At 34.0% G+C, this 22,524-nt stretch carries 17 protein-coding genes; 4 read left to right on the top strand and 13 right to left on the bottom strand.

Going from position 1 to position 22,524, the window contains the following annotated elements:
- Nucleotides 1-244: 244 nt before the first annotated feature.
- The 3 genes from RB619_RS02395 to RB619_RS02405 form a co-directional block, all read right to left on the bottom strand.
- Complete coding sequence (locus RB619_RS02395; protein ID WP_308093688.1) at nt 245-793, bottom strand: HutD family protein; 549 nt, start codon at nt 791-793, stop codon at nt 245-247.
- A gap of 15 nt (nt 794-808) precedes the next feature.
- A complete protein-coding gene (locus RB619_RS02400) occupies nt 809-1,336 on the bottom strand; it encodes a GNAT family N-acetyltransferase (protein WP_308093690.1) in 528 nt (175 codons plus the stop codon).
- Between the two features lie 154 nt (nt 1,337-1,490).
- Nucleotides 1,491-3,023, bottom strand: coding sequence for a carboxypeptidase (locus RB619_RS02405; RefSeq protein ID WP_308093692.1), 1,533 nt, complete (start codon nt 3,021-3,023; stop codon nt 1,491-1,493).
- A 354-nt stretch (nt 3,024-3,377) separates the two neighbouring features.
- Between RB619_RS02405 and RB619_RS02410 the strand changes: the two genes are divergently transcribed.
- Complete coding sequence (locus RB619_RS02410) at nt 3,378-4,148, top strand: hypothetical protein (RefSeq protein WP_308093694.1); 771 nt, start codon at nt 3,378-3,380, stop codon at nt 4,146-4,148.
- An 82-nt stretch (nt 4,149-4,230) separates the two neighbouring features.
- Here the strand turns inward: RB619_RS02410 and RB619_RS02415 are convergent, their stop codons facing one another.
- The 6 genes from RB619_RS02415 to thrA form a co-directional block, all read right to left on the bottom strand.
- A complete protein-coding gene (locus RB619_RS02415) occupies nt 4,231-5,499 on the bottom strand; it encodes a leucine-rich repeat protein (RefSeq protein ID WP_308093696.1) in 1,269 nt (422 codons plus the stop codon).
- A gap of 564 nt (nt 5,500-6,063) precedes the next feature.
- Nucleotides 6,064-7,119 carry an LPO_1073/Vpar_1526 family protein gene (locus tag RB619_RS02420; RefSeq protein ID WP_308093698.1) on the bottom strand — a complete coding sequence of 352 codons (1,056 nt, stop codon included), beginning with the start codon at nt 7,117-7,119 and terminating at the stop codon, nt 6,064-6,066.
- Nucleotides 7,120-7,121: 2 nt separating this feature from the next.
- Nucleotides 7,122-7,355 carry a hypothetical protein gene (locus RB619_RS02425; protein WP_308093700.1) on the bottom strand — a complete coding sequence of 78 codons (234 nt, stop codon included), beginning with the start codon at nt 7,353-7,355 and terminating at the stop codon, nt 7,122-7,124.
- Nucleotides 7,356-7,507: 152 nt separating this feature from the next.
- Complete coding sequence (gene thrC, locus RB619_RS02430; RefSeq protein ID WP_308093701.1) at nt 7,508-8,797, bottom strand: threonine synthase; 1,290 nt, start codon at nt 8,795-8,797, stop codon at nt 7,508-7,510.
- Nucleotides 8,798-9,170: 373 nt separating this feature from the next.
- Complete coding sequence (locus RB619_RS02435; RefSeq protein ID WP_308093703.1) at nt 9,171-10,091, bottom strand: homoserine kinase; 921 nt, start codon at nt 10,089-10,091, stop codon at nt 9,171-9,173.
- A 151-nt stretch (nt 10,092-10,242) separates the two neighbouring features.
- Nucleotides 10,243-12,690, bottom strand: a complete 2,448-nt coding sequence (thrA, locus tag RB619_RS02440) for a bifunctional aspartate kinase/homoserine dehydrogenase I (RefSeq protein ID WP_308093706.1) — start codon at nt 12,688-12,690, stop codon at nt 10,243-10,245.
- A gap of 643 nt (nt 12,691-13,333) precedes the next feature.
- Between thrA and hutH the strand changes: the two genes are divergently transcribed.
- The 3 genes from hutH to RB619_RS02455 are packed head-to-tail and all read left to right on the top strand — an operon-like array spanning nt 13,334 to nt 16,906.
- Nucleotides 13,334-14,848 (top strand): histidine ammonia-lyase, encoded by a 1,515-nt coding sequence (gene hutH / locus RB619_RS02445; RefSeq protein WP_308093708.1) that lies wholly within the window; start codon nt 13,334-13,336, stop codon nt 14,846-14,848.
- 48 nt (nt 14,849-14,896) lie between these two features.
- On the top strand, nt 14,897-15,541 hold the full coding sequence (locus tag RB619_RS02450) for a DUF47 domain-containing protein (protein WP_035648449.1): 645 nt from the start codon (nt 14,897-14,899) through the stop codon (nt 15,539-15,541).
- Nucleotides 15,542-15,571: 30 nt separating this feature from the next.
- Nucleotides 15,572-16,906 carry an inorganic phosphate transporter gene (locus RB619_RS02455; RefSeq protein ID WP_308093712.1) on the top strand — a complete coding sequence of 445 codons (1,335 nt, stop codon included), beginning with the start codon at nt 15,572-15,574 and terminating at the stop codon, nt 16,904-16,906.
- A gap of 95 nt (nt 16,907-17,001) precedes the next feature.
- On the opposite strand, the gene RB619_RS02460 is transcribed toward RB619_RS02455, so the two are convergent.
- The 4 genes from RB619_RS02460 to RB619_RS02475 form a co-directional block, all read right to left on the bottom strand.
- Entirely contained in the window at nt 17,002-17,523 is a 522-nt protein-coding gene (locus RB619_RS02460; protein WP_308093714.1) for a YetF domain-containing protein, read from the bottom strand.
- Nucleotides 17,524-17,613: 90 nt separating this feature from the next.
- The gene (locus tag RB619_RS02465) at nt 17,614-18,234 is read right to left on the bottom strand and encodes a hypothetical protein (RefSeq protein WP_308093716.1); all 621 of its coding nucleotides are present in this window, start codon (nt 18,232-18,234) and stop codon (nt 17,614-17,616) included.
- A 27-nt stretch (nt 18,235-18,261) separates the two neighbouring features.
- Nucleotides 18,262-19,629: a 30S ribosomal protein S6--L-glutamate ligase gene (gene rimK, locus RB619_RS02470; protein ID WP_035648442.1), complete on the bottom strand. Its 1,368-nt coding sequence runs from the start codon at nt 19,627-19,629 to the stop codon at nt 18,262-18,264.
- A gap of 139 nt (nt 19,630-19,768) precedes the next feature.
- Entirely contained in the window at nt 19,769-22,315 is a 2,547-nt protein-coding gene (locus RB619_RS02475) for an ATP-dependent Clp protease ATP-binding subunit (RefSeq protein WP_308093719.1), read from the bottom strand.
- Nucleotides 22,316-22,524: the final 209 nt, after the last annotated feature.

Below are 22,524 nucleotides of genomic sequence, written 5' to 3' on the forward strand. Positions count from 1 at the left end.
TCGCAAAGACGCAGAGTCGCAAAGTTTTTAGACAAAGTTTTCATATAGTTTGTCATTTCGACGGAGGAGAAATCTCCACGAGAAGCTCTACAAAGATTGGATTCTCGTTGCGGAGTTACTTGCGGAGATTTCTCCTCCGTCGAAATGACAAGATTGAGGGTAATGCTTGAGATAAAAAACTCCACTTCTTTGTGAGATTGTAAAAAGAAACTTAGTGTCTTCGTGCCTTCGTGGCAAAAAAAAATTAAAAATCCAATATCCCAGCGAGACATTCATTAGAAAATTGAATCATTACATTTTCCTTTTCTTGATTTTCAACTACCAATAAATCATAAGGTTCCAAATGGTATGGCTTCTCATTAATTTTAATAACTGTTGTCTGTAAAGAAAATAAAATTAGTATTTCAGCATTATAATGTTGCTCACTATTCGTTATTATCAGTTTGTGGTGGCTTATTTTTTCAGAAACCATCCAATTAAAATCAATCCCTTTTGTATAAGAAGCTACGTCATCACCTGAATTAAATTCCATGATTTCATATTTCTCATACGTTCTTTTCTCTTTATTTATTTCGATATCTAAGCGATCATCAAGCATAACCAAATATCGATGATAGCCTTTAAATTTGGTAAACTCTGAAGGAGTTTGTTCTATTGTAGCACTGCTTATTCTGAATAAAAAATCTCTATCAGCATAGTTTGCTGTTTTCGGATAAATCATATATTCATATGTCAATCCACCACTCCAAACGGAAGCTTTGCTACTTTTTTTAGGTAAAAGCTGTATGTTCATTTGTTCTCTAAATTCTTAAAGCTTCTTTTCCAAAAATATAAACTCCAAAGGCTCTTCAGAAACCGTAACATGAATACCACTTTCCGGGAAAGCTTCTCTTTCGCCTGTATCTACATAACCGTGACGTTTGTACCACGCAATAAGTTCTTCACGAACCGAAATAACCGTCATAATAATACTCGACAAATTCAAAGATTTAGCATGATTTTCGGCTTCAGCCAAAAGCTTTTTTCCGATGCCACTGTTTTGAAGTTCAGGAGAAACCGTCAACATTCCTAAATACAATTGATTTCCTTTTTCAACCAATAAAACCGAACCGATAATTTTGTCATTTTCAGTAAATTTCAGAATCGTATTTTTTGAATCAAGAAAAATTTCTGTCATTTCCTCATCGTCAGTTCTTTTTCCTTCTAATAAATGCGCTTCGGTTGTCCAGCCTTTTTTTGAAGTTTCACCTCTATAAGCTGAATTTATTAAAGTTACTAATGCAGGAATATCTTCGAGTAATGCTTTTGTGATCATGTTATTTATAAGTGTTTTCAATTGCCTACAGCTTTAGCTGTAGGGACAAAGTTAGGCTAGAAAATGGCTTCAGCCTAATTTTTTATGCTTTTGGCTAAAGCCGATTTATCCTTAAAAACAAAACCTCCAGCTAAAGCTGGAGGCAATTGATTTATATGTGTTAAAAAAATCAGATTTAATATTTTGCAGGTTCACTCGGTTTAGGCAGTGATTGCTTTATAAATGTTCTTATGTCTTCATTTGCAGTTTCTAGGTCAGCTTTTCTCAAATACATCATATGACCGCTTCTGTAGCCTTTCCATGACATTCTATCCATTAGTTTTCCACTCGGATCAATTTGCCATAAATCATATTTAGCATTAAAATAGTCACAAGCACCATCATAATATCCTGATTGTACCATTACATGTAAATACGGATTTTGTGCCATGGCTTGTCTTAAGTTTTCACCTGTTTTATCATTAGATCTGTCCCACGGATGCACAGGGCCAAACATATTGTATTTAAAGTCGGTTTTGTAATTAAGATTATTACGTACATACATATTGATTGCAGGTGTAAACGAATGCAACCAAGACGTAAGTTCGGCATTAAAATCAACGCTTTCTCCAGCGTCTTTGCGGTCAATTCCTTTGTATCTTGAATCAAGTCTTCCTACTGTATAACCTTTGTCTCTTAATAGTTCCTTCCAAAAATAATCATAAGGAACATCTAAATTGTTTTGAAGGATAACTTTCTCTGAAATACCAGAATAACGTGCTATTTTAGATGCCATTTCTTTTCTTTTTTGTTCTTCCAAAAATCCTCCTTTTGATAATGCCGGAAGAAGTTCATTTATAGTAAAATCTTCAACTTCGGGCAACATATCAGTTAGATCTTTATTTTGAAGATCAGGACTAAGCGCTTTGTGATACCAGGCAGTTGCTGCAAAATATGGCAATTTCAGCGCAGCATCAGACACAACACCGCGAGTTATTCCTAAATCAGTAGGCGATACTAAAATCACTCCATTAAGATACATCCATTGATTGTTTTGCAATTGAAGCGCTAATCCAGAAACACGAGTTGTACCATAACTTTCACCTATCAAGTATTTAGGCGAAGCCCAACGATTAGTGCGGGTTACAAAACCATTGATCCAATCGGCTAGGTATTTAATGTCGGCATTTACACCAAAGAATTTTGTAGTTGGGATTTCTTTGCTTGTTGGTCTAGAATACGCTGTGTTAACAGGGTTTACAAAAACAATATCAGCAATATCCAAGATAGAATACGGGTTTTCTTTTATTCCGTAAGGTTGTAAAGGATAGCCTTCGTCATCAATATTCAACAATTTTGGTCCTGTATAAGCAATTTCCATCCAAACCGAAGCAGAACCAGGACCACCATTAAATGAAATCACTAAAGGACGAGAATCTCTATCTTTTACATCAGAACGTTCATAGTAGGTATAGAATAATCCGGCAATTGCTTTTCCGTCTTCATCCCAAACAGGCATAGTACCTGCTGTTGCTTTATATGCAACTTTTTGACCTTTTATTGTGGTTGTATGATTGGTGACAACTTGAGAATCTGGATTGAAAGTAAGATTAGCAGGTGAATTTTCTTCTTTTGCAGCAGGTGTTTTCGGTTTTGAATCTGGTTTTGATTCCTGAGCGTAGGCAGTAAAAAATCCAACTATAAGAAATGAAAGTAATGCTTTTTTCATAAAATTTTTGGGTATTATTATTTTGATGTTTTGAATTTGGGATTGTTGATTAAAGTTTTTAAAGATATAAAAAAATTATAAGTGATGATTCTTAGACTTAAAGAAGGATGACATCTTTTTATGAAAGTGTTTAATAAGGAGGCTCTTTTTTTAATTGCCTCCAGCTTTAGCGGGGGGAATAAAATTACAGTTGAAAAATGGCTTTAGCCGAATCTATAATGTTTTGGCTAAAGCCGAATCTTACTCAAAATACAAACCTCCAGCTCAAGCTGGAGGCAATTGATTTTTACTTGCTACAAGCAAATATTCAAATAAAATTTTTGAAATTTGTATAGAACACAAAATCAAGAAAGTATGAGCAGAATACATTTGTTTGAATTTGAAGATCAACAATGGCTTCCGGAATTTATTAGAAATTACATGACCGATTTTTTGCAGTTTCTTTCGAACAAAACTGCCATGTATAAAGGAATTGTTCCAATAATAGAAAAAGGATTAAAAGAAAGCCAAACCAATCAAATTATTGATCTCGCTTCTGGCGGAGGAGGCGGACTAATTTGGCTCAATACCGAATTAAGAAAAACCAATCCCGATTTAAAAATTCTGCTGACGGATTATTTTCCCAATATTCCTGCCTTCGAACATACTCAAAAACAAGCGGATAATTTTGAGTTCATAAAGACGTCTGTTGATGCCAGAAACGTTCCTGAAAACTTAAAAGGACTTCGAACGCAATTTTTATCGCTGCATCATTTTAAACCCAAAGACTCGCAACAGATTCTGCAAAATGCAATCGACACCAATAGTTCTATTGCTATTTTTGAAGGGCAGGAGCGAAGTGTTCCGAGTATTATAGCCATGATTTTTTCCCCAATTTCTGTTTTGTTGACGACGCCTTTTATCAGGCCATTTAAGATTGGTAGAATTGTTTTTACCTATCTAATCCCAATTGTACCGATTTTAGTTTTATGGGATGGCGTAGTTTCTTCTTTAAGAACTTATTCTGTGGAAGAAATGAATGAGTTGATTTCTAAATTAGATAACGCAGCAAGTTTTAATTGGGAAGTTGGAAAAGTAAAATCTGGACCTGCGAAGATTTTGTATTTGCTGGGAACTAAGAAATAATTTAAGTTGCTACCGCGAGCGTCTCGCTCGTGAACGTAAAGAAAATTAAAATCTAATTTGAGCAGGTCGAGCGCTTAATTATTTAGAACTCACTTGAAATATTTCTTTCTTCGTTAAATTTAACTATATCTAGTTTTTCATTTTCTGGGTATTCAACAATTTCGTGAAAACTTAGAGATAATATTTCTAAAAGTTTTTCTCCTTGCTTAGGATCAATTTTTTCTGGGAAATAGAAATAGTATTTGTTTTCTATTTCAATATTGAACTCTGTGTGATAATAATTTTGCAGTTCTGAATACAACTGATCGTAATTATTTCGATCTATGATAAAGTCAACAATATTTGCTCCAGCTAGATTTTGTAGCGACTTGATATCAGCCCTATGTTTGCTAATTAGGGCTTCATTCAATGTCTCAAATCGCCCAACTATTAGACCTAAATTATCTTCTTCTACTTCATATGATTCGCCCGAATGAAAATAAACCTTTTTATGGATGACATACTTCCCAATTTCATTTTCGTTTAAAATTTCAGCATATTTTTCAATTAAATTCCCATACGTTTCAAATTTTGTCAGGTTTTTTAATTTTGAGATATTTTCAATATACTTAATTTTGTTCGACTCTAAATTTAGTGTTGAAAGTGAAAGTAAATTATCTAGGCCTTCAATTTTTTCAATTTGATTATCATTTAAAACTAGTTTTGTTAGGCTTTCTAGATTATCCAAATCTTCTATTTTTTTGATTTGATTCTTATCCAGATATAGTTCTTTTAATCTTACTAAATTATTTAGGGCTTCGATTTTTGAGATGCTATTACTGCTAAGGTATAATTCTTTTAACTGAACTAAATGACCAAGATTTTCAATTTTTGAAATTTGATTACCAAATAAGTATAAAATTTGCAATTTTTTTAAATGCTGAAGATTTTCAATTTTGCTTATTTTATTAGAATATAAAACTAATTCGCTTAGATGATCATTTTGTTCCAGCCCTTCGATTTTTTCTATTTGATTATTATCCAAACTTAAAAAACGGAGTTTGATTAATTTTTCAAGTCCCTCGATTTTCTTTATTTTATTTTCGTATAAGACCAAGTTTATTAATTCAGGAAAATTTTCAAGACCTTTAATTTCTGTAATTGCATTTCTCCCTAAATTTAGTCCAATAACATTCTTATCATTGTCTAACAAGTATTTATTTACATTTGATGTTGAGAGAATGTGACCTTCAGCATGTTCTTCAATTTTTATATTATATATCTTTTCAAGTTTTAAAATACCTTTAGGCTTATTAGACTTATTGGGATTTAAAAAGAAACTGAAATATTTTACTAGATTTGATAAATTCATTTTGTTTTTTTATTTACAGACCTTCCAAATTGACGGAAATTTTATATTGGATTTGAATTACTTATTTGCTGGCGCGAGCATCTCGGTCGTGAACGTTTCAATTAGTTTTGAATTTCAGGACGAGACACAATTAGTTTTTAAATTTCTTTGTGTTCACGAGCGGGACGCTCGCGCTAGCGGGGGTTTCAGCTTCTGGAATGGCTTTTTCTATTTCTTCATTAACACAACTAAAAAAGGACATCGTTATGCAAATAAATAATACGCTAAAAGTAATTTTCTTCATTTTGGTTTTGGGGCTAGTTAATTTTACTTGAAAGATTAAAATATCTTTATGGGAGTAAAATTCAATTTTATTTTTGATATTTTAATACGGAAAGCCGTAATGCGTGAAATAAAAAAAAGCGACTAATTTGTTTACTCGCTTTTTTTATTTTGTGGATGAAGATTATTAACCTAAAAACACTTTCAACTCACTTGCTAGCGCGAGCGTCTCTCTCGTAAACGTTTCGATTGGGTTTAATTTCTTTATATTCACGAGCGGGACGCTCGCGCTAGCAGGGGATTCTATTTTATCCAAATATCTACATTAATGTCTATTCCTGTCTTTCTTTTTAGATTTGTAACGGCAAGCATAATTCCGACAGAAGTAACATTCATAGTACATATATATGACTCTTTCCAAAGATTAATTAGAGTTTCAAGTTTCGGTTCTAATTCAATCAAATATTTATTTGCTTGTTGCCAACTCATAGTGGAATCATTAAATAAGGACTTAAATGACTGTATATTGTTGTTATTCATTTTTATATCATTTGTTTTTTTTTCCAAAATACTTTCATTCATTGCATTAAATTGATACAAGGACGCATTGTTTATACAGTTAATAATTATGGAATTATAAGCTTCATCACACTTTGTTATTTCTTCAAATACAGACTTTTCAAACCCATTAGAAAAAATTCCTTTGTATTTATTTAGAAGTAAGTTTGAAAAATTATCGTCAGGTATTCCAAAACTTCCACAACAACCAGTATATTCTAAATGTTTGTAAACTGAGTTGTTTTTAGTGAGTTGATCTATAAAAGGGCAAAAATAATTTTCTAAATAATTTTTGAATGTTAATCGATCTACAATATCATAATTGTGGGTTTCGTTAATTAAAAAAACAATTGTAAGAATGTCTAATTGTTCATTAGTAAGTTTTGGAAGAATTTCTAGTGACTCATTTAAAACTATCTTTTTTAGTGATTGAGAATTTTCATCAACTCTTCTTAATAAAATATCTATAAGCATTTCTTCCAGATTTTTTTCACCACTTCTAGCGTATTCTTTTTGTGCAGTAAAAATTGCGTACTGAATATCAGGATCTTGTATTTTATTTATTTTTTCAGGATCTTTTTCCATAATTCTCTTCAAGAATTCGTCAACTAATTCTTCCGCTCTTTGCTTAGCAATTAATGAAGCTGATTGTGATAACTCTAAAAAATTGGATTTGAAAACATCTAAAGCAATTTCCCTTGCATCTGAATAATTAATTCCATTATTTATAACAACATTTTGACCTTGTAGATTTGTTGAATCCGTTCCTCCTTCTTGTTTTAAATTTTTTCTTCCAAACATAATTAAAGATTTATATTACCACCTGCCTGATAGTTTTTTGAATTTTTTCCGCCTTTTTGTTTCATTTTGATTTTAGTATCATTATTATCATCGGTATTAAAAAATAAAACTAAAAGTGTACCTGCTAAAGTTAATGTGCTAATCAGTGGTTCAAGAGACCGTTCAACATAAAGCCATATTATTGAAGCTAAAAATGCTAGAATGTTTAAAATTAGGAGGGTAATTTTTATTTTCATATAGTTATAATATTATGAATTAAAAAGAAATAAATTTAAAGTAATATTAATCAAAATTTTGTACTCTATATTTCTTTAAATAATTAAAAATAAAAAAAGCCAACAAATTGCTATAATTCGTGGCCTTTTAAATTTTATAAAAAAATATTTTTTTACTCTAAAAATTTCTTCAACTCCTCATAACTCCCAATCTTCACACTAACTTTCTCCTCATTAATAACACTCTCAATCTGAGCAGGAATAGGAAGTGTAATGCCTAAAGCAGGTTCAACAACATCTAAGAATTTAATAGGATGCGCTGTTTCTAAGAAAATACCAATCGCGTTGCTATGTTTCTCCAATTCTTTTTTCAAACCTAAATAACCAACAGCGCCGTGCGGTTCTGCGATATAACCGTCTGTGTTATAAATTTTCTTTAGCGCTTCAAGCGTTTCTTCATCAGTATAACTATAAGAAGAGAAGTCTTTTTCGAAAGCTTTTAAGTCATTGTTGTACAATTCCTGAATTCTGATAAAGTTACTTGGGTTTCCAACATCCATGGCGTTAGAGATAGTTGCTTTAGAAGGTTTCGGGTCGTATTTTCCGTTTTCTAAGAATCTTGGCACCGTGTCGTTTACATTTGTAGACGCTACGAAATGTTCAATTGGCAAACCTAATTTCTTTGCCATAATTCCGGCGCAGATATTTCCGAAGTTGCCGCTTGGGCAAGAGAAAACTAAAGGTTTGTTTTGGCTTTTCAAGGCTTTGTAAGCAAAGAAGAAATAAAACATTTGCGGTAACCAGCGCGCAATATTAATTGAGTTTGCAGAAGTCAGGTTTTTATGCGCCAGAGTTTCATCCAAAAAGGCTTTTTTCACCATATCCTGGCAATCATCAAAAACGCCATCCACTTCAAGTGCTTTAATGTTTTGCCCTAAAGTAGTCAATTGTTTTTCCTGAATATCACTCACTTTTCCTGACGGATATAAAATGACAACATCAACGCCGTCAACGCCTAGAAATCCGCTGGCAACAGCACCGCCTGTATCTCCGGAAGTAGCTACTAAAACAGTGTTTTTAGCGTCTTTTTTGTCTTTATTGAAATAACCCAGACAACGTGACATAAAACGCGCTCCAACGTCTTTAAATGCCATTGTCGGGCCATGGAATAATTCTAACGAATAGATTCCGTCTTCGACTTTCACCACCGGAAAATCAAAAACCAAAGTCTCGGCAATGATTTCTTTTAGTTTTTCTGCTGGTATTTCATCTCCAACGAATTGTTTGATTGCTTCAAAAGCAATTTCTTCGTGGCTTAAACTTTCGATTTTATCAAAAAATGACGGATCTAAAGCGGTAATGTTTTCTGGGAAATATAATCCTTTGTCACTCGCTAATCCTTGTATTACGGCTTCTTTGAAAGAAACTTTTGGGGCATTATGGTTTAAACTATAGTATTTCATTATTTTATTGCTTTAGGCTTTAAGCAATACGCTTTAGGCTTTTTCCTATGCTTGCTTGTAGCTTTCGTTTTTTATTTTTAATTATCTCTTCGTTGTGTCAGGCTGAGCGTAGTCGAAGGCCCACAAAGTTTGGCACGCCATGTTTGTCATTTCGACGGAGGAGAAATCTTCGCAAGTAACTCCGCACCGTTAATCCAGTCTTTGTTGAGCTTCTCGTGGAGATTCCTCGTTCCTCGGAATGACAAACTACACGGTTATCTATTGCGTATACACTTTGCGTGGGCTTCGACTCCGCTCAGCCTGACAAACTTTGTGTTCTCCTTCTGTTTAGATTATTTCGAAAACCAATTTGTGCTAATTCGTGAAATTGGTGTTATATAATTCTTACGCCATCAGGATTTATTTTCGAAACGTGAATTTCATACGGCAAATTCATTTTTTCGTAAACGTCGCTCATGGCTTTTGCGATTTTTTCGGCGGTTTCTTTTCCTCGGCTTAAAGCAAAAATAGATGGGCCAGAACCTGAAATTCCAGAACCTAAAGCGCCGTTTTCATAAGCCGTTTGTTTGATTTGATCGAAACCTGGAATCAAAACGCTTCTTAAAGGTTCCACAATTTCATCATGAAGCGATCTTCCAATTAATTCGTAATCTTTAGTGTAAAGACCTGCAACTAATCCGCCTACATTTCCCCATTGCATAATAGCGCTTTTCAGGGAAACATTTTGTTTTAAAACCGAACGTGCGTCAGAAGTTTTCAATTCAATTTGTGGATGGACTACTGTTGCGAATAATTCTTCCGGACTGTCAATTCTGATAATATCTAAAGGCGCATAACTTCTTACCAAAGTAAAGCCGCCTAAAAGGGCAGGAGCAACGTTGTCGGCATGTGCGTTTCCGCTGGCTAATTTTTCGCCTTGCATGGCAAACTGAACTAAATCTTTACGAGAATAAGGTTTTCCTAGTAACTCATTAATTCCGAAAACCGCTCCGGCAGAACTTGCAGCACTGCTTCCAATACCGCTTCCAGCTTTTATGTTTTTATAAATTTCGATTTCGAATCCAAAATCCAATTCGTCCAAAGTTTCCAGCATGGCCAAAGCAGCAACTCCAGAAACGTTTTTCTCGGTTTCCAAAGGCAAATCGGCACCGACAATTTTAGTGATTCGAACTCCTTTTTGATCGACTTTTCGAACAATCATTTCATCGCCCGCATTGTCTAAGCAAAGTCCAAGTACGTCAAATCCGCAGGAGAGGTTTGCGATTGTAGCGGGACAGAATAATTTTATTTCCATTTTTTTTTAAAGGTTCTGAGGTTCTAAGATGCTAAGATTCTAAGGTTTCTTTGCATCTTTTTATTTTATTTTCTAAGATTCTGAGGTTCTAAGGGCTAAGATCAGTTCTAAAAAAAACTCAGAACCTTAGCATCTTAGAACCTTAGCACCTTTAAATATTCCCTATGCGAATTACATCTGCAAAAATTCCTGAAGCGGTAACCGCTGCTCCAGCCCCGGCGCCTTTGATCAATAAAGGCTGGTCTACATAACGATCTGTGTAGAACAAAACGATATTGTCTTTTCCTTCTAAATTGTAGAAAGGGTGATCTTTTGGAATAAATTGAAGACCAACGCTTGCTTTTCCGTTTTCGAATTGTGCCACGTATTTCAATCTTGAATCTTTCGCTAAAGCTTCTTTATAAATGTCTTCAAAATGCGACGCGTGTTTGATTAACGAAGCAAAGAAATCCTCGTTGTTTGTTGTTGTTAGACATTCTGTTGGTAAAAATGATTCGTTTGCAATCGCGTCAATATCCATTTCATAACCGCTTTCGCGAATTAAAATCAGGATTTTACGAGCTACATCAACACCGCTTAAATCAATTTTCGGATCTGGTTCTGTGAAACCTTGAACTCCGGCTTCTTTAACCACATCGTGGAAAGAATTGTTTTGATCGAAATTGTTGAAAATGAAATTCAAACTTCCCGATAAAACCGCCTGAATTTTATGCACTTTATCGCCAGAAGCAATTAAGTTTTTTACAGTATCAATAATTGGCAATCCCGCACCAACATTCGTTTCAAACAAAAACGGAGCGTTGTATTGGCGAGATAAACTTTTTAGTTTTTTATAATTATCGTAAGCAGATGAACAGGCAATTTTGTTGCAAGTTACAACCGCAATACTTTCTTTTAAGAACTTCTCATACATTTCAGAAACGCTTGCATTTGCTGTAATATCTACGAAAATACTATTACGTAAATTCAGTTCTTTGGCGCGTGCGATGAATTCTGTCGGAATTGCTGCTTCACCTTTATCTAAAGTCGATTGCCAATCTTTTAATGAGATTCCGTCTTCGTCAAAAAGCATTTTTCTTGAGTTCGACAATGCAATTACGCGAACGTTGATCTTTAAATTATCTTTTAAGAATCTTCTTTGAGAATGAATTTGTTCGATGAATTTTTCGCCCACATTTCCAACTCCCATTACAAATAAATTCAGCTGTTTTGTGTTTTCTTCGAAGAAATTCTCGTGTAGAGTATTCAATGCTTTTTTAACGTCTCTTTCGTTGATTACAGTCGAGATATTTCTTTCAGAAGCACCTTGCGCAATCGCACGAATGTTAACGTTGTTTTTTCCTAAAGTACTGAACATTCTTCCGCTTAAACCTTGGTGATTTTTCATGTTTTCACCCACCAAAGCAATAATGCAAAGGTCTTTTTCTACGTAACAGGGATCGATTTTGTTTTGTGCAATTTCAATTTCAAAAGCTCTGTTAATTGCAGTTTCAGCATTATCAGCATCCGAATTTAAAATTCCGATACAAATTGAATGCTCAGAAGAAGCCTGAGTAATGAAAATAACGTTGATTTTTTCCTGAGACAATACTTCAAACAAACGTCTTGACGAACCTGCAACACCAATCATTCCAGGACCTTCAAGCGTCAACAATGAAATATTATCAATATGACTGATTCCTTTTACAACAGTGTCTTTTGACACCACAGTATCAGAAATTAAAGTTCCAACAGCTTCTGGCTCAAAAGTATTTTTGATTAAAATTGGAATGTTCTTTCTTAAAACTGGCTGAATAGTTGGCGGATACAAAACTTTGGCACCAAAATGAGACAATTCCATCGCTTCCTGATACGAAATATTTGCAATTGGCTGTGCTTGTTTTACAATTTTTGGGTTGGCTGTAAACATTCCGTTTACATCAGTCCAGATTTCCAATTGTTCTGCGTCGATTGCTCCGGCAATAATTGCTGCAGTGTAATCAGATCCGCCACGTCCTAAAGTCGAGGTGATTCCGTCTAAAGTCTGTGCGATAAATCCTGGCAGAATATTGATTTTTGATTCATTCGAAGAAAAATATTCCTGAATTAATTTATTCGAAACTTCAAAATTCACAACCGCTTTTCCAAAATCAGCATTTGTTTTAATCAACTCACGACTGTCTTTGTAAACCGCATCATTGTTAATTTGTTCGTATGCTTTTGCAATAATGAATGACGAAAGCAATTCTCCAAAACTTAAAATAGTATCGGCAGTTCTTGGAGATAATTCGCCAAGAAGGAAACAACCGTCTAATAAAGTTTCTAAGTGATTAATGATTCTTTTTACGTGGCTCAACAAACTGCTTTGCTCGCTTACCGGAATCAATTCTTTTAAAGTGTCAAGGTGTTTTTTCTCGATTTCGGCAACAACTTCTCTGAAGCTTTCATCATTTGCTGCTGCTTTTGCCGCTGCAGATTGAAGCAGATCTGTGACTTTGCTTAAGGCAGAAACTACTACAACTAATTTATCTTTTTCAGCTTTTTGTTTTACAATTTCGAGAACGAGTTTTATATTTTGAGCATTGGCAACCGAAGTTCCGCCAAATTTTAATACTTTCATTTTTGTGATATTTTTTAATAAGTTGCAAAGATTTTGAGTAACAAAGGTTCAAAGGTTATCAACTGTGAACTGAAACTGAAAACTGCGACTTTTCTTTCTTTGTAAATGTTTTTTATGTATCCAATAACTCTCTTCTTTCAAGAAAAAAGTATAGGTAACCTAGGATTATATGTAAAAATGTATACCCCTAAGGGGTAGTAGTTGTTGTAGTAGAAATAATCGTAGCAGCAATTGCAACTCCAGTTTGAGTTGTCATTGTAGATTGATATTTTGTGCTGTTACTTTTCATTATTTGATTTTTCAAAAGTACAGCTTTTAAGCAGCATTAAAAATTCTTATGGGCTTTTTACGAATATTTTAATAATTCAAATCTCAAAAAATCAATATTGAGTAATTGTTAAAATTCAGCAAGCTAAATTGAAGTTTTGATATATTTAAGATTGGTTTTTTTGAGAATAAAGCGCGTATAATGGATTGGCTTTTAACGAAAAACTTATCAAAAGAGAATCATTTTGGCGAAATTTAGGATTGTTAAATAAATAAAACGAGAGAAATGCTCTGATGTAAATTTTAATTATTGTGATAAAATGTTGCTTTTTAATATTGATTTGTTGAATTTTGACGTCTTAAATTTAAAATAATCATGAGAGAGATTCATTATATAAGTACTGAGACCATAACTTTAGAAACATTACAAGAGATTTTAGTTAATGACAAAACGCTTGAATTATCTGAAGAAGCAAAAGTAAACGTTCAGAAATGCCGTGATTATCTTGACAAAAAAATGTCGACGCATTCTGCACCTATTTACGGAATCAATACTGGCTTTGGATCACTTTACAGTGTAAAAATCTCAAATGAGAATCTTTCTAAACTTCAGGAAAACTTAGTAAAATCGCACGCCTGCGGAACAGGAGAGGAAGTTCCGGCAGAAATTGTGAAAATGATGCTTTTGTTGAAAATTCAATCTTTAAGCTACGGACATTCTGGAGTACAGTTGATTACATTGCAACGTTTAGTTGATTTTTATAATAATGATATTCTTCCTGTAATTTATACGCAAGGTTCGCTTGGTGCTTCTGGCGATTTAGCACCATTGGCACATTTATCGTTGCCTTTACTAGGAGAAGGTGAAGTTTACTTTGAAGGTAAAAAAGTGGCTTCTGCTGAAGTTTTAAAACAATTTAACTGGGAACCAATTGTGTTGCAGTCAAAAGAAGGTTTGGCTTTGTTAAACGGAACGCAGTTTATGAGTGCTTATGGAGCTCATATTTTAATTAAAGGATACAAACTATCTTATTTAGCCGATTTAATTGGAACTATTTCTTTGGAAGGTTTTGACGGAAGAATCGAACCTTTTAATGAATTGATACATTATATACGTCCGCATAAAGGGCAAATTGTAACGGCGCAACGCATTGCAGAATTCTTAGATGGAAGTGAAATTATTACTCAAGAAAAGAAACACGTTCAAGATCCTTATTCTTTCCGTTGCATGCCACAGGTTCACGGCGCGTCAAAAGATGCGATCGATTATGTTCGAAAAGTATTTAAAACCGAGATTAATTCGGTTACCGATAATCCAAACATATTTGTTGAAGCGGATCAAATTATTTCAGGAGGAAATTTCCACGGACAACCATTGGCTTTGGCTTTAGATTTTATGGCAATTGCTTTGGCAGAATTAGGAAGTATTTCTGAAAGAAGAACCTATCAATTAATTTCAGGATTGCGAAATCTGCCTGCATTTTTAGTTGATAATCCAGGATTAAATTCAGGATTTATGATTCCGCAATATACTGCAGCAAGTATTGCAAGCCAGAATAAGCAATTGGCAACTCCATCAAGTATTGACAGCATTGTTTCGAGCAATGGTCAAGAAGATCACGTGAGTATGGGAGCAAACGGAGCGACAAAAGCTTTGCGTGTTTTAGATAATTTAGAGCGCATTTTAGCAATTGAATTGATGAATGCTTCACAAGCAATTGCTTATAGAGAACCTTTGAAATCAAGCGATTTTATCGAAATGTTTTTAAGCAGTTATCGTGAAGTAGTGCCTTTGGTTAAAGAAGATAGAATCTTGCATTACGATATCGAGAAGACAATTTCGTTCCTAGACAGTTTTCAAATTGAAAACGATTTGTTAACAATGGCTTAACATTATAGAATATTATTGAAGTAATTTTGCACTATCAAAAATATAAAAATGTCAATAAACAGTATTTTCCAATTTTTAGTGCCGAAAGACAAGAAATTCTTTCCACTTTTTGAAGAGGCTTCAAGCAATTTAATTGAATTAGCATCTAACTTACACGAAGCTGTAAACTTACCATTAAAAGAAAGAGAAGTTCTTTTTCAGAAAATTGATGAATTAGAGCAAAAAGGAGAAGACATTACGCGTCAAACTAACTTGGAATTGAGCAGAAACTTTATTACTCCATTTGATAGAGAAGATATTCATACCTTAATTACTTCAATTGATAACGTTGCAGATTACCTTCACGGAGCTGCAAGCCGTATGAGATTATATCAAGTTGACAAGATTACAAAATCGATCAGAAAAATGACAGAAATCAACCTTGAAGCTTGTCAAAATATTGATAGTGCTGTAAAGGAATTGAGCAACTTGAAAAACATGAAAGTTATTAAAGATTCTTGTGCTAGAATTAACAAACTAGAGAACAAATCTGATAACGTATATAACAAAGCAGTTTTTGAAATCTTTGAAAACGAAACAGACGCTAAAAATATCATTAAGTATAAAGAAGTGTTATCTGTTTTAGAATCAGCAACAGATAAATGTAAGAGTGTTGCGAATATACTAGAATCTATTTCTGTAAAACATTCTTAATTCAATTTTTCATTCTGAAGTTATAATTTTATGACGCTACTTATATTAATTATAGTATTAGCCTTAATTTTTGATTACATCAATGGTTTTCATGATGCGGCAAATGCTATAGCGACAGTTGTTGCAACAAAGGTTTTAACGCCTTTTCAGGCGGTTCTTTGGGCAGCATTTTTTAACTTTTTAGCTTATTGGGTTTTCGGATTTGGTGTTGCAGATACTGTTGCAAAAACAGCGCACACAATGGAAATTAACCTAGTAGTAATTCTTGCCGGAGTCATTGCGGCAATCTGCTGGAACTTATTGACTTGGTGGCTTGGAATTCCTTCAAGTTCTTCACATACACTTATTGGAGGTTTTGCAGGAGCGGCTGTTGCGCATGCTATTGCAGTTCACGGTTTTTCTGGATATGTTGGTGAAGATGGAGCTACACATTACTGGTATCAAATTGTAAGTTGGTACAAAGCTGGAAAAGACGGTGGAATGCCTTCAGGAGTTCTTATCATTATTGCTTTTATTGTTTTAGCGCCACTTTTAGGAGCTTTAGCGTCGTATTTAATTTCGATATGGCTTTTAAATGCTTCTCGTAAAAGTATTTGGCCTAAAGTATTTACTGTTGCCTTAATGATTGCAACTGTTTGGCTGGTAAGCAGTTTAATGGTTCCTTATGCAGATATTGAAAAACCTAGATTTGAATCTCATTTTTGGAGTGTAGCTTTTGATCCTCATAATATTAAGTGGTTCTTAGTTGCTTTTATTATCTTGACTGTAAGTGGATTTTGTTTGATATTCAGTAGTTTAAATCTTCATCAAGCAGATGCGGCGCTGAAAAAAATGCAATTATTATCTTCTGCTGCGTTCAGTTTAGGGCATGGAGGAAATGATTCTCAAAAAGTAATGGGTATTATTGCTGCGGCTGTAGCGGTTTATATCAATACAAATCCGGGAGTTCACATGGATTCTTGGTTGGATGTTGTATTGCCAAATGATGATTTAGGAATTAAAGGAGTAATGCCAGGCTGGATTCCATTAGCTTGTTATTCTGCAATTGCTGCAGGAACTTTAAGTGGTGGATGGAAAATTGTGAAAACAATGGGTTCTAAAATTACAAAAGTAAGTTCGTTTGAAGGAGTTGCTGCTGAAACAGCTGGAGCTTTGACACTTTATTTTACTGAGCACTTAAAAATTCCAGTAAGTACAACGCATACCATTACAGGATCTATCATCGGGGTTGGATTAACAAAACGTGTATCTGCTGTTCGTTGGGGAGTTACTGTAAGTTTGATCTGGGCTTGGATTCTTACTATTCCAATTTCAGCGATATTAGCAGGTTTGGTTTATTTTGTGCTGAGCGTGTTTATTTCATAAAACGATTGTTGTGAAATGTGAGATGTAAATTGCATTTTTCTAAATATTTAAAAAGCCGATTTCAATTTGAAATCGGCTTTTTTTGTCATAAACTTTTAGAAGTTTTGTATGTTTTTACGATTGTGTTTTCGTTTAAAATGTGTTTGTTTTAGCTTTTTTTCATCTTCAGAAATAATGCTGATTGTTCCGTCAATCTCCAGCATTGCCAATTTTACATTTTTAAAGAATTCTATTCCGTGTTCTCTCATGGCTTCTTTTAATTCTTCATCCGAAATATCAAGTTTACTTAAAGCTTTAAAATCTAGTTTTCCGTCATGAATTAATACTTCAGGTTTGTCTAATATCAAATCTCCAATAACTTTGTATTTGCGCGTAAGTTTTTTGATTACAAAGTTGATTATGAACAAAACCAAAGCAGCAACTAAACCTCCTGTTAAACTTGTATCTGGTCCAACCATTGCGTTTTGAACCGAGTTGCTGATCAATAAGATCAGAATTATATCAGCAGTGTTTAATTGCGAAAGTTCTTTTTTGCCAAAGATTCTCAAGGCAATCGTCATAAAAAAATAGACAGCGACACTTCTTATTATGATATCTAGATAAGGGAATTGTATCATTTTTAATTCTTTTGTTTTATTAAAGTTAAATAAAAAAGCTTTGCCAAAGTTTTAAATTTTGACAAAGCTCTTAAGTAGTTCTTGTTTTTTTTAACCTGGGCATTTGACCCAGATGGTTCTAGTGTCTAAGATTTTCCAAATGCCATCATTTTTTTCTAAGTAGACACATGCTCCGTATGGGTATTCTTTTGTATAGCAATCAATTTCCATGTAAGCTTTTTTATTGTCTTTTGAAAATATTGGGATTGATAATATTATACACTCTTCGGCTTTATCAATTTCCGTGACTGAAATGGTTTTTAGCTTTTTTGATATCTTTACTGGTAATGTGTATTTTAAAAAACAATTGTTTTGTTCTGCAAAGTTTAAGGAATCTTTGTTGCTGAATATTTTTTCTCCATTTATATTAGCATTCAAGATCATTTCGATATAAATTTTCGTATTTTCAAGAATTCGTGGTAAGCGTGGAGGAAGTTTTACAATTGCTAAGTTTTTTGTTGGTTTTGCGTATACGCTTTCAGGATTAATTTTGATTTTTTTGAAAGTGTTGCAGATCGGATAAGAATTATTGGAACTCTGAATATAGTTTTGTTTGATAAAAGTTTCAACGATTTTATCAGTTTCAATCTTTCTAATTTTTTCATTGTCAGAACAATCACTTTTATTGCAGCTTGTTAGGATTAGAATTAGAAAGATTGTGATTTTTTTCATTAATAGAGTATTGGGAAAATCTACTGATTAAAGTTTAAAGTTCTTTTCAATAGCTTTTATCATTTCTCCGGCAACATCTTTGTTTGTTGCGCCTTCAATTCCTTCAAGACCTGGAGAAGAGTTTACTTCAAGTAATAAAGGCCCTTTAGAAGAACGAATAATATCAACTCCAGCCACTTTCAAGTCCATTGCTTTTGCGGCTTTAATAGCGATCTTTTTTTCTTCTGCAGTTACTTTGATAACAGATGCAGTTCCGCCCAAATGAATATTAGCTCTAAATTCGCCCGGCATCGCTTCACGCTGAATCGCTGCAACTACTTTTCCGTCAATTACAAAACAGCGAATGTCTTTTCCGTTTGCTTCTTTAATAAATTCTTGAACTAAGATATTGGCATTTAAACTTTTAAAAGCATTGATTACACTTTCTGCTGCTTTTTTAGTTTCGGCTAAAACAACCCCTTTTCCTTGTGTTCCTTCTAATAACTTTACAATTAGAGGAGAACCTCCAACCATCTTAATTAAATTGTCTGTATCAAGCGGAGAATTGGCAAATCCAGTTGTTGGAATATCAATTCCACTGTTTAAAAGCAATTGAAGGGAATATAATTTATCTCTCGATTGTGTTATGGCTGTAGCTGAATTTAAAACGAAAACCTTTAAAGCCTCAAATTGACGTGTCAAAGCACAACCATAAAAAGTAATGCTTGGTCGAATTCTTGGAATAATAGCGTCAAACTGATTTAAGATTTTTCCGCCTCTGTAATGAATTTCTGGAGTTTTTGCGTCCAGTTTCATATAACATTCTTTGATGTTCAAAAAATGCATTTCATGACCGCGCATTTCGCCGGCTTCCATGATTCTTTTGTTGCTGTATAATTCTGGGTTGCTGGCTAAAAGTCCAATTCGCAAACCAGAACTTGCTTTTTCGGAGTTTTGATATAATTCTTTAAGGGATTCTGGCGTAGGTTGTCCAAGCAAGTATTTTTCTTCTGGATCTACTAATACACGTCCGCTCATGGCTTCACGGCCTAAAAGCATTCTGAATCCCATCGAATCACGATTCGTCAAAGTCATTTCGATTGGCCATTTTGAATCGCCAATTTTAATGCTTGTCTGAATTACATAACGATGTTCTCTAAAACCACTTGAGCTTTTTACAATTCTTTTATCAACCAGTGGCGCTTCGCAATGAATGATAGTTTTAATATTATTCTGAATTGGATTAATGTCGAATTTTACCCAATTGGCATCATTTTTTATAAAAGGAGCTATGTTTATAGCGTGCATTGCCGAAGTTTTGGCACCAGAATCGACACGAGCTTTAATCGTTGGGATTCCTAGTTCTGGAAATGAGCACCATTCTTCGCTGCCTAAAATGACTTTGTGTTGAAGCATACGTTAATTTTTATTATAGAATTTATATTCAAAAGTAGCTATTTGCTTTTACTAAAGATAGTAAATTATCCAAAAAAAACACCCGTTATGTTATGAAAACGTAACGGGTGTATTATTTTTGTTATAAATTTTAAGTAATTTATTGATTTGTTGGCTCTTCAGCTTTATGAATTTCTACAGAGAGTTCTTGCGAATCATCTTTCAAATCCATCATGATTTCGTCACCAGAATGAATTTTCGAAGTAATGATTTCTTCAGCTAACAAATCTTCAACGTATTTCTGAATTGCTCTTTTCAATGGTCTTGCTCCAAATTGCTTGTCAAAGCCTTTGTCTGCAATAAATGCTTTTGCTTTATCAGTTAAGCTTAGTTTGTAACCTAACTCAGCAATACGAGAATAAAGTTTTTTCAATTCGATTTCGATAATCAAATCAATATCTGATTTTTCTAAACTGTTGAAAACAATTACGTCGTCAATTCTGTTTAAGAACTCAGGTGCAAAAGTTTTTTTCAATGCATTTTCGATAATGCTTTTTGAGTTTTCGTCAGCTTGAGCTGTTCTTGCCGCGGTACCGAATCCAACGCCTTGACCAAAGTCTTTCAATTGGCGTGCACCAACGTTCGATGTCATGATAATAATAGTATTTTTAAAGTCGATTTTACGACCTAAACTATCAGTCAAATATCCGTCATCTAAAACCTGAAGCATCATATTGAATACATCTGGGTGCGCTTTTTCGATCTCGTCTAAAAGAACAACGCAATATGGTTTTCTACGAACTTTCTCAGTTAATTGACCACCTTCTTCGTATCCAACGTATCCCGGAGGCGCTCCAACTAAACGAGAGATTGCAAATTTCTCCATGTATTCACTCATGTCGATACGAACTAAGGCATCTTCAGAATCGAATAATTCTTTTGCTAATACTTTTGCTAATTGTGTTTTACCAACTCCAGTCTGACCTAAGAAAATGAACGAACCAATTGGTTTATTCGGATCTTTAAGTCCGGCTCTGTTACGTTGAATAGAACGTGCAATTTTAAGAACCGCTTCATTTTGACCAATTACTTTATTCTGAATCAATTCAGGTAATTTAGCCAATTTGTTGCTTTCTGTTTGTGCAATTCTGTTCACAGGAATTCCAGTCATCATCGAAACAACATCGGCTACATTATCTTCTGTAACTTCAATTCGGTTGTTTTTAGAATCTTCTTCCCATTGTTCTTGAGCTAAAGCAAGATCTTTTTCAATGCGTTTTTCATCGTCACGAAGTTTGGCTGCCTCTTCATATTTTTGTTTTTTGACAACCATGTTTTTGTTCTCACGAACTTCTTCTAATTGACGCTCTAAATCCAAAATTTGTTTTGGAACATCAATATTAGTAATGTGAACACGAGATCCAGCTTCGTCCATTGCATCAATAGCTTTGTCTGGTAAGAAACGCTCAGACATATATCTGTTAGTTAATTTAACACAAGCTTCGATTGCTTCTTGAGTATATGTTACATTATGGTGATCTTCGTATTTGTCTTTTACGTTGTTCAAAATAGCAATAGTTTCTTCAACAGAAGTTGGTTCAACGATTACTTTTTGGAAACGTCTTTCTAGTGCACCATCTTTCTCTATATATTGTCTGTACTCGTCAAGAGTTGTAGCGCCAATACATTGAATTTCACCTCTTGCTAAAGCAGGTTTGAACATGTTTGAAGCATCAAGTGAACCAGTTGCTCCTCCAGCACCTACAATAGTATGAATTTCATCAATGAAAAGAATAATGTCATCATTTTTCTCAAGCTCGTTCATTACGGCTTTCATTCTTTCTTCAAATTGTCCTCTATATTTTGTTCCGGCAACTAAGCTGGCCAAATCTAGAGTTACAACACGTTTGTGGAAAAGAATACGAGAAACTTTCTTCTGGATAATACGCAAAGCCAGTCCTTCTGCAATAGCAGATTTACCAACTCCAGGCTCTCCAATAAGAAGCGGGTTGTTCTTTTTTCTTCGGCTTAAAATTTGAGAAACGCGTTCAATTTCTTTTTCGCGTCCTACGACAGGATCTAGTTTTCCTTCTTCCGCCATTTCTGTTAAATCTCTCCCAAAATTATCTAGTACCGGAGTCTTAGATTTTTTGTTTGACTTATTGGCGGGATTATTAAAACTACTTTCTTTAAGACTGTCATCTTGTCCTGAATCGTCATTGTATGACTCATTTCGTGGCAAGTTTTCTAAAAATTCTTCTTCGTTTGGCGTCATGTTTAGATATTGTTCTTTAGCTATGTCATAATCTATTTTTAGCTTATTCAATAGCTTGGTTGTTGGATCGTTTTCGTTTCGTAAGATGCATAAAAGCAGGTGAGCCGTGCTAATCGACGAGCTCTGAAATACTTTAGCTTCAAGAAAGGTTGTCTTAAGGGCTCTTTCGGCCTGGCGTGTAAGATGAAGGTTTTTCTTTTCAGTGTTTATCTCAATGCTGTGATTGGCTGGACTAAGTATTTCTACTTTCCTGCGTAAATGATCTAAATCAACTGCTAGGTTATTAAGTATATGAATAGCTTTTCCGTTACCATCTCTTAAAATGCCTAGCATCAGATGTTCAGTACCAATAAAGTCGTGCCCTAAACGTAGTGCTTCTTCCTTACTGTATGTAATAACATCTTTTACTCTTGGTGAAAAATTATCATCCATAATATATAATTCGATATGTAAATTTAATTATTTACTGGTTGAAAAACAAAAATCATACCTATTGAGATCTGCTGTCAGCTAATTGACAAAAAAAATAACAATAAAAGAGTTAAAAAACGCTTAATTTATTAACCAAAAGCAAAAATAAAGTTGTTAATAAATCATTGAAATAAGTGTAAGGAAATAGCTGAAAAAATTTCAAAAAAACG

The organism is Flavobacterium sp. LHD-80, from assembly GCF_030929605.1.
GTDB lineage: Bacteria > Bacteroidota > Bacteroidia > Flavobacteriales > Flavobacteriaceae > Flavobacterium.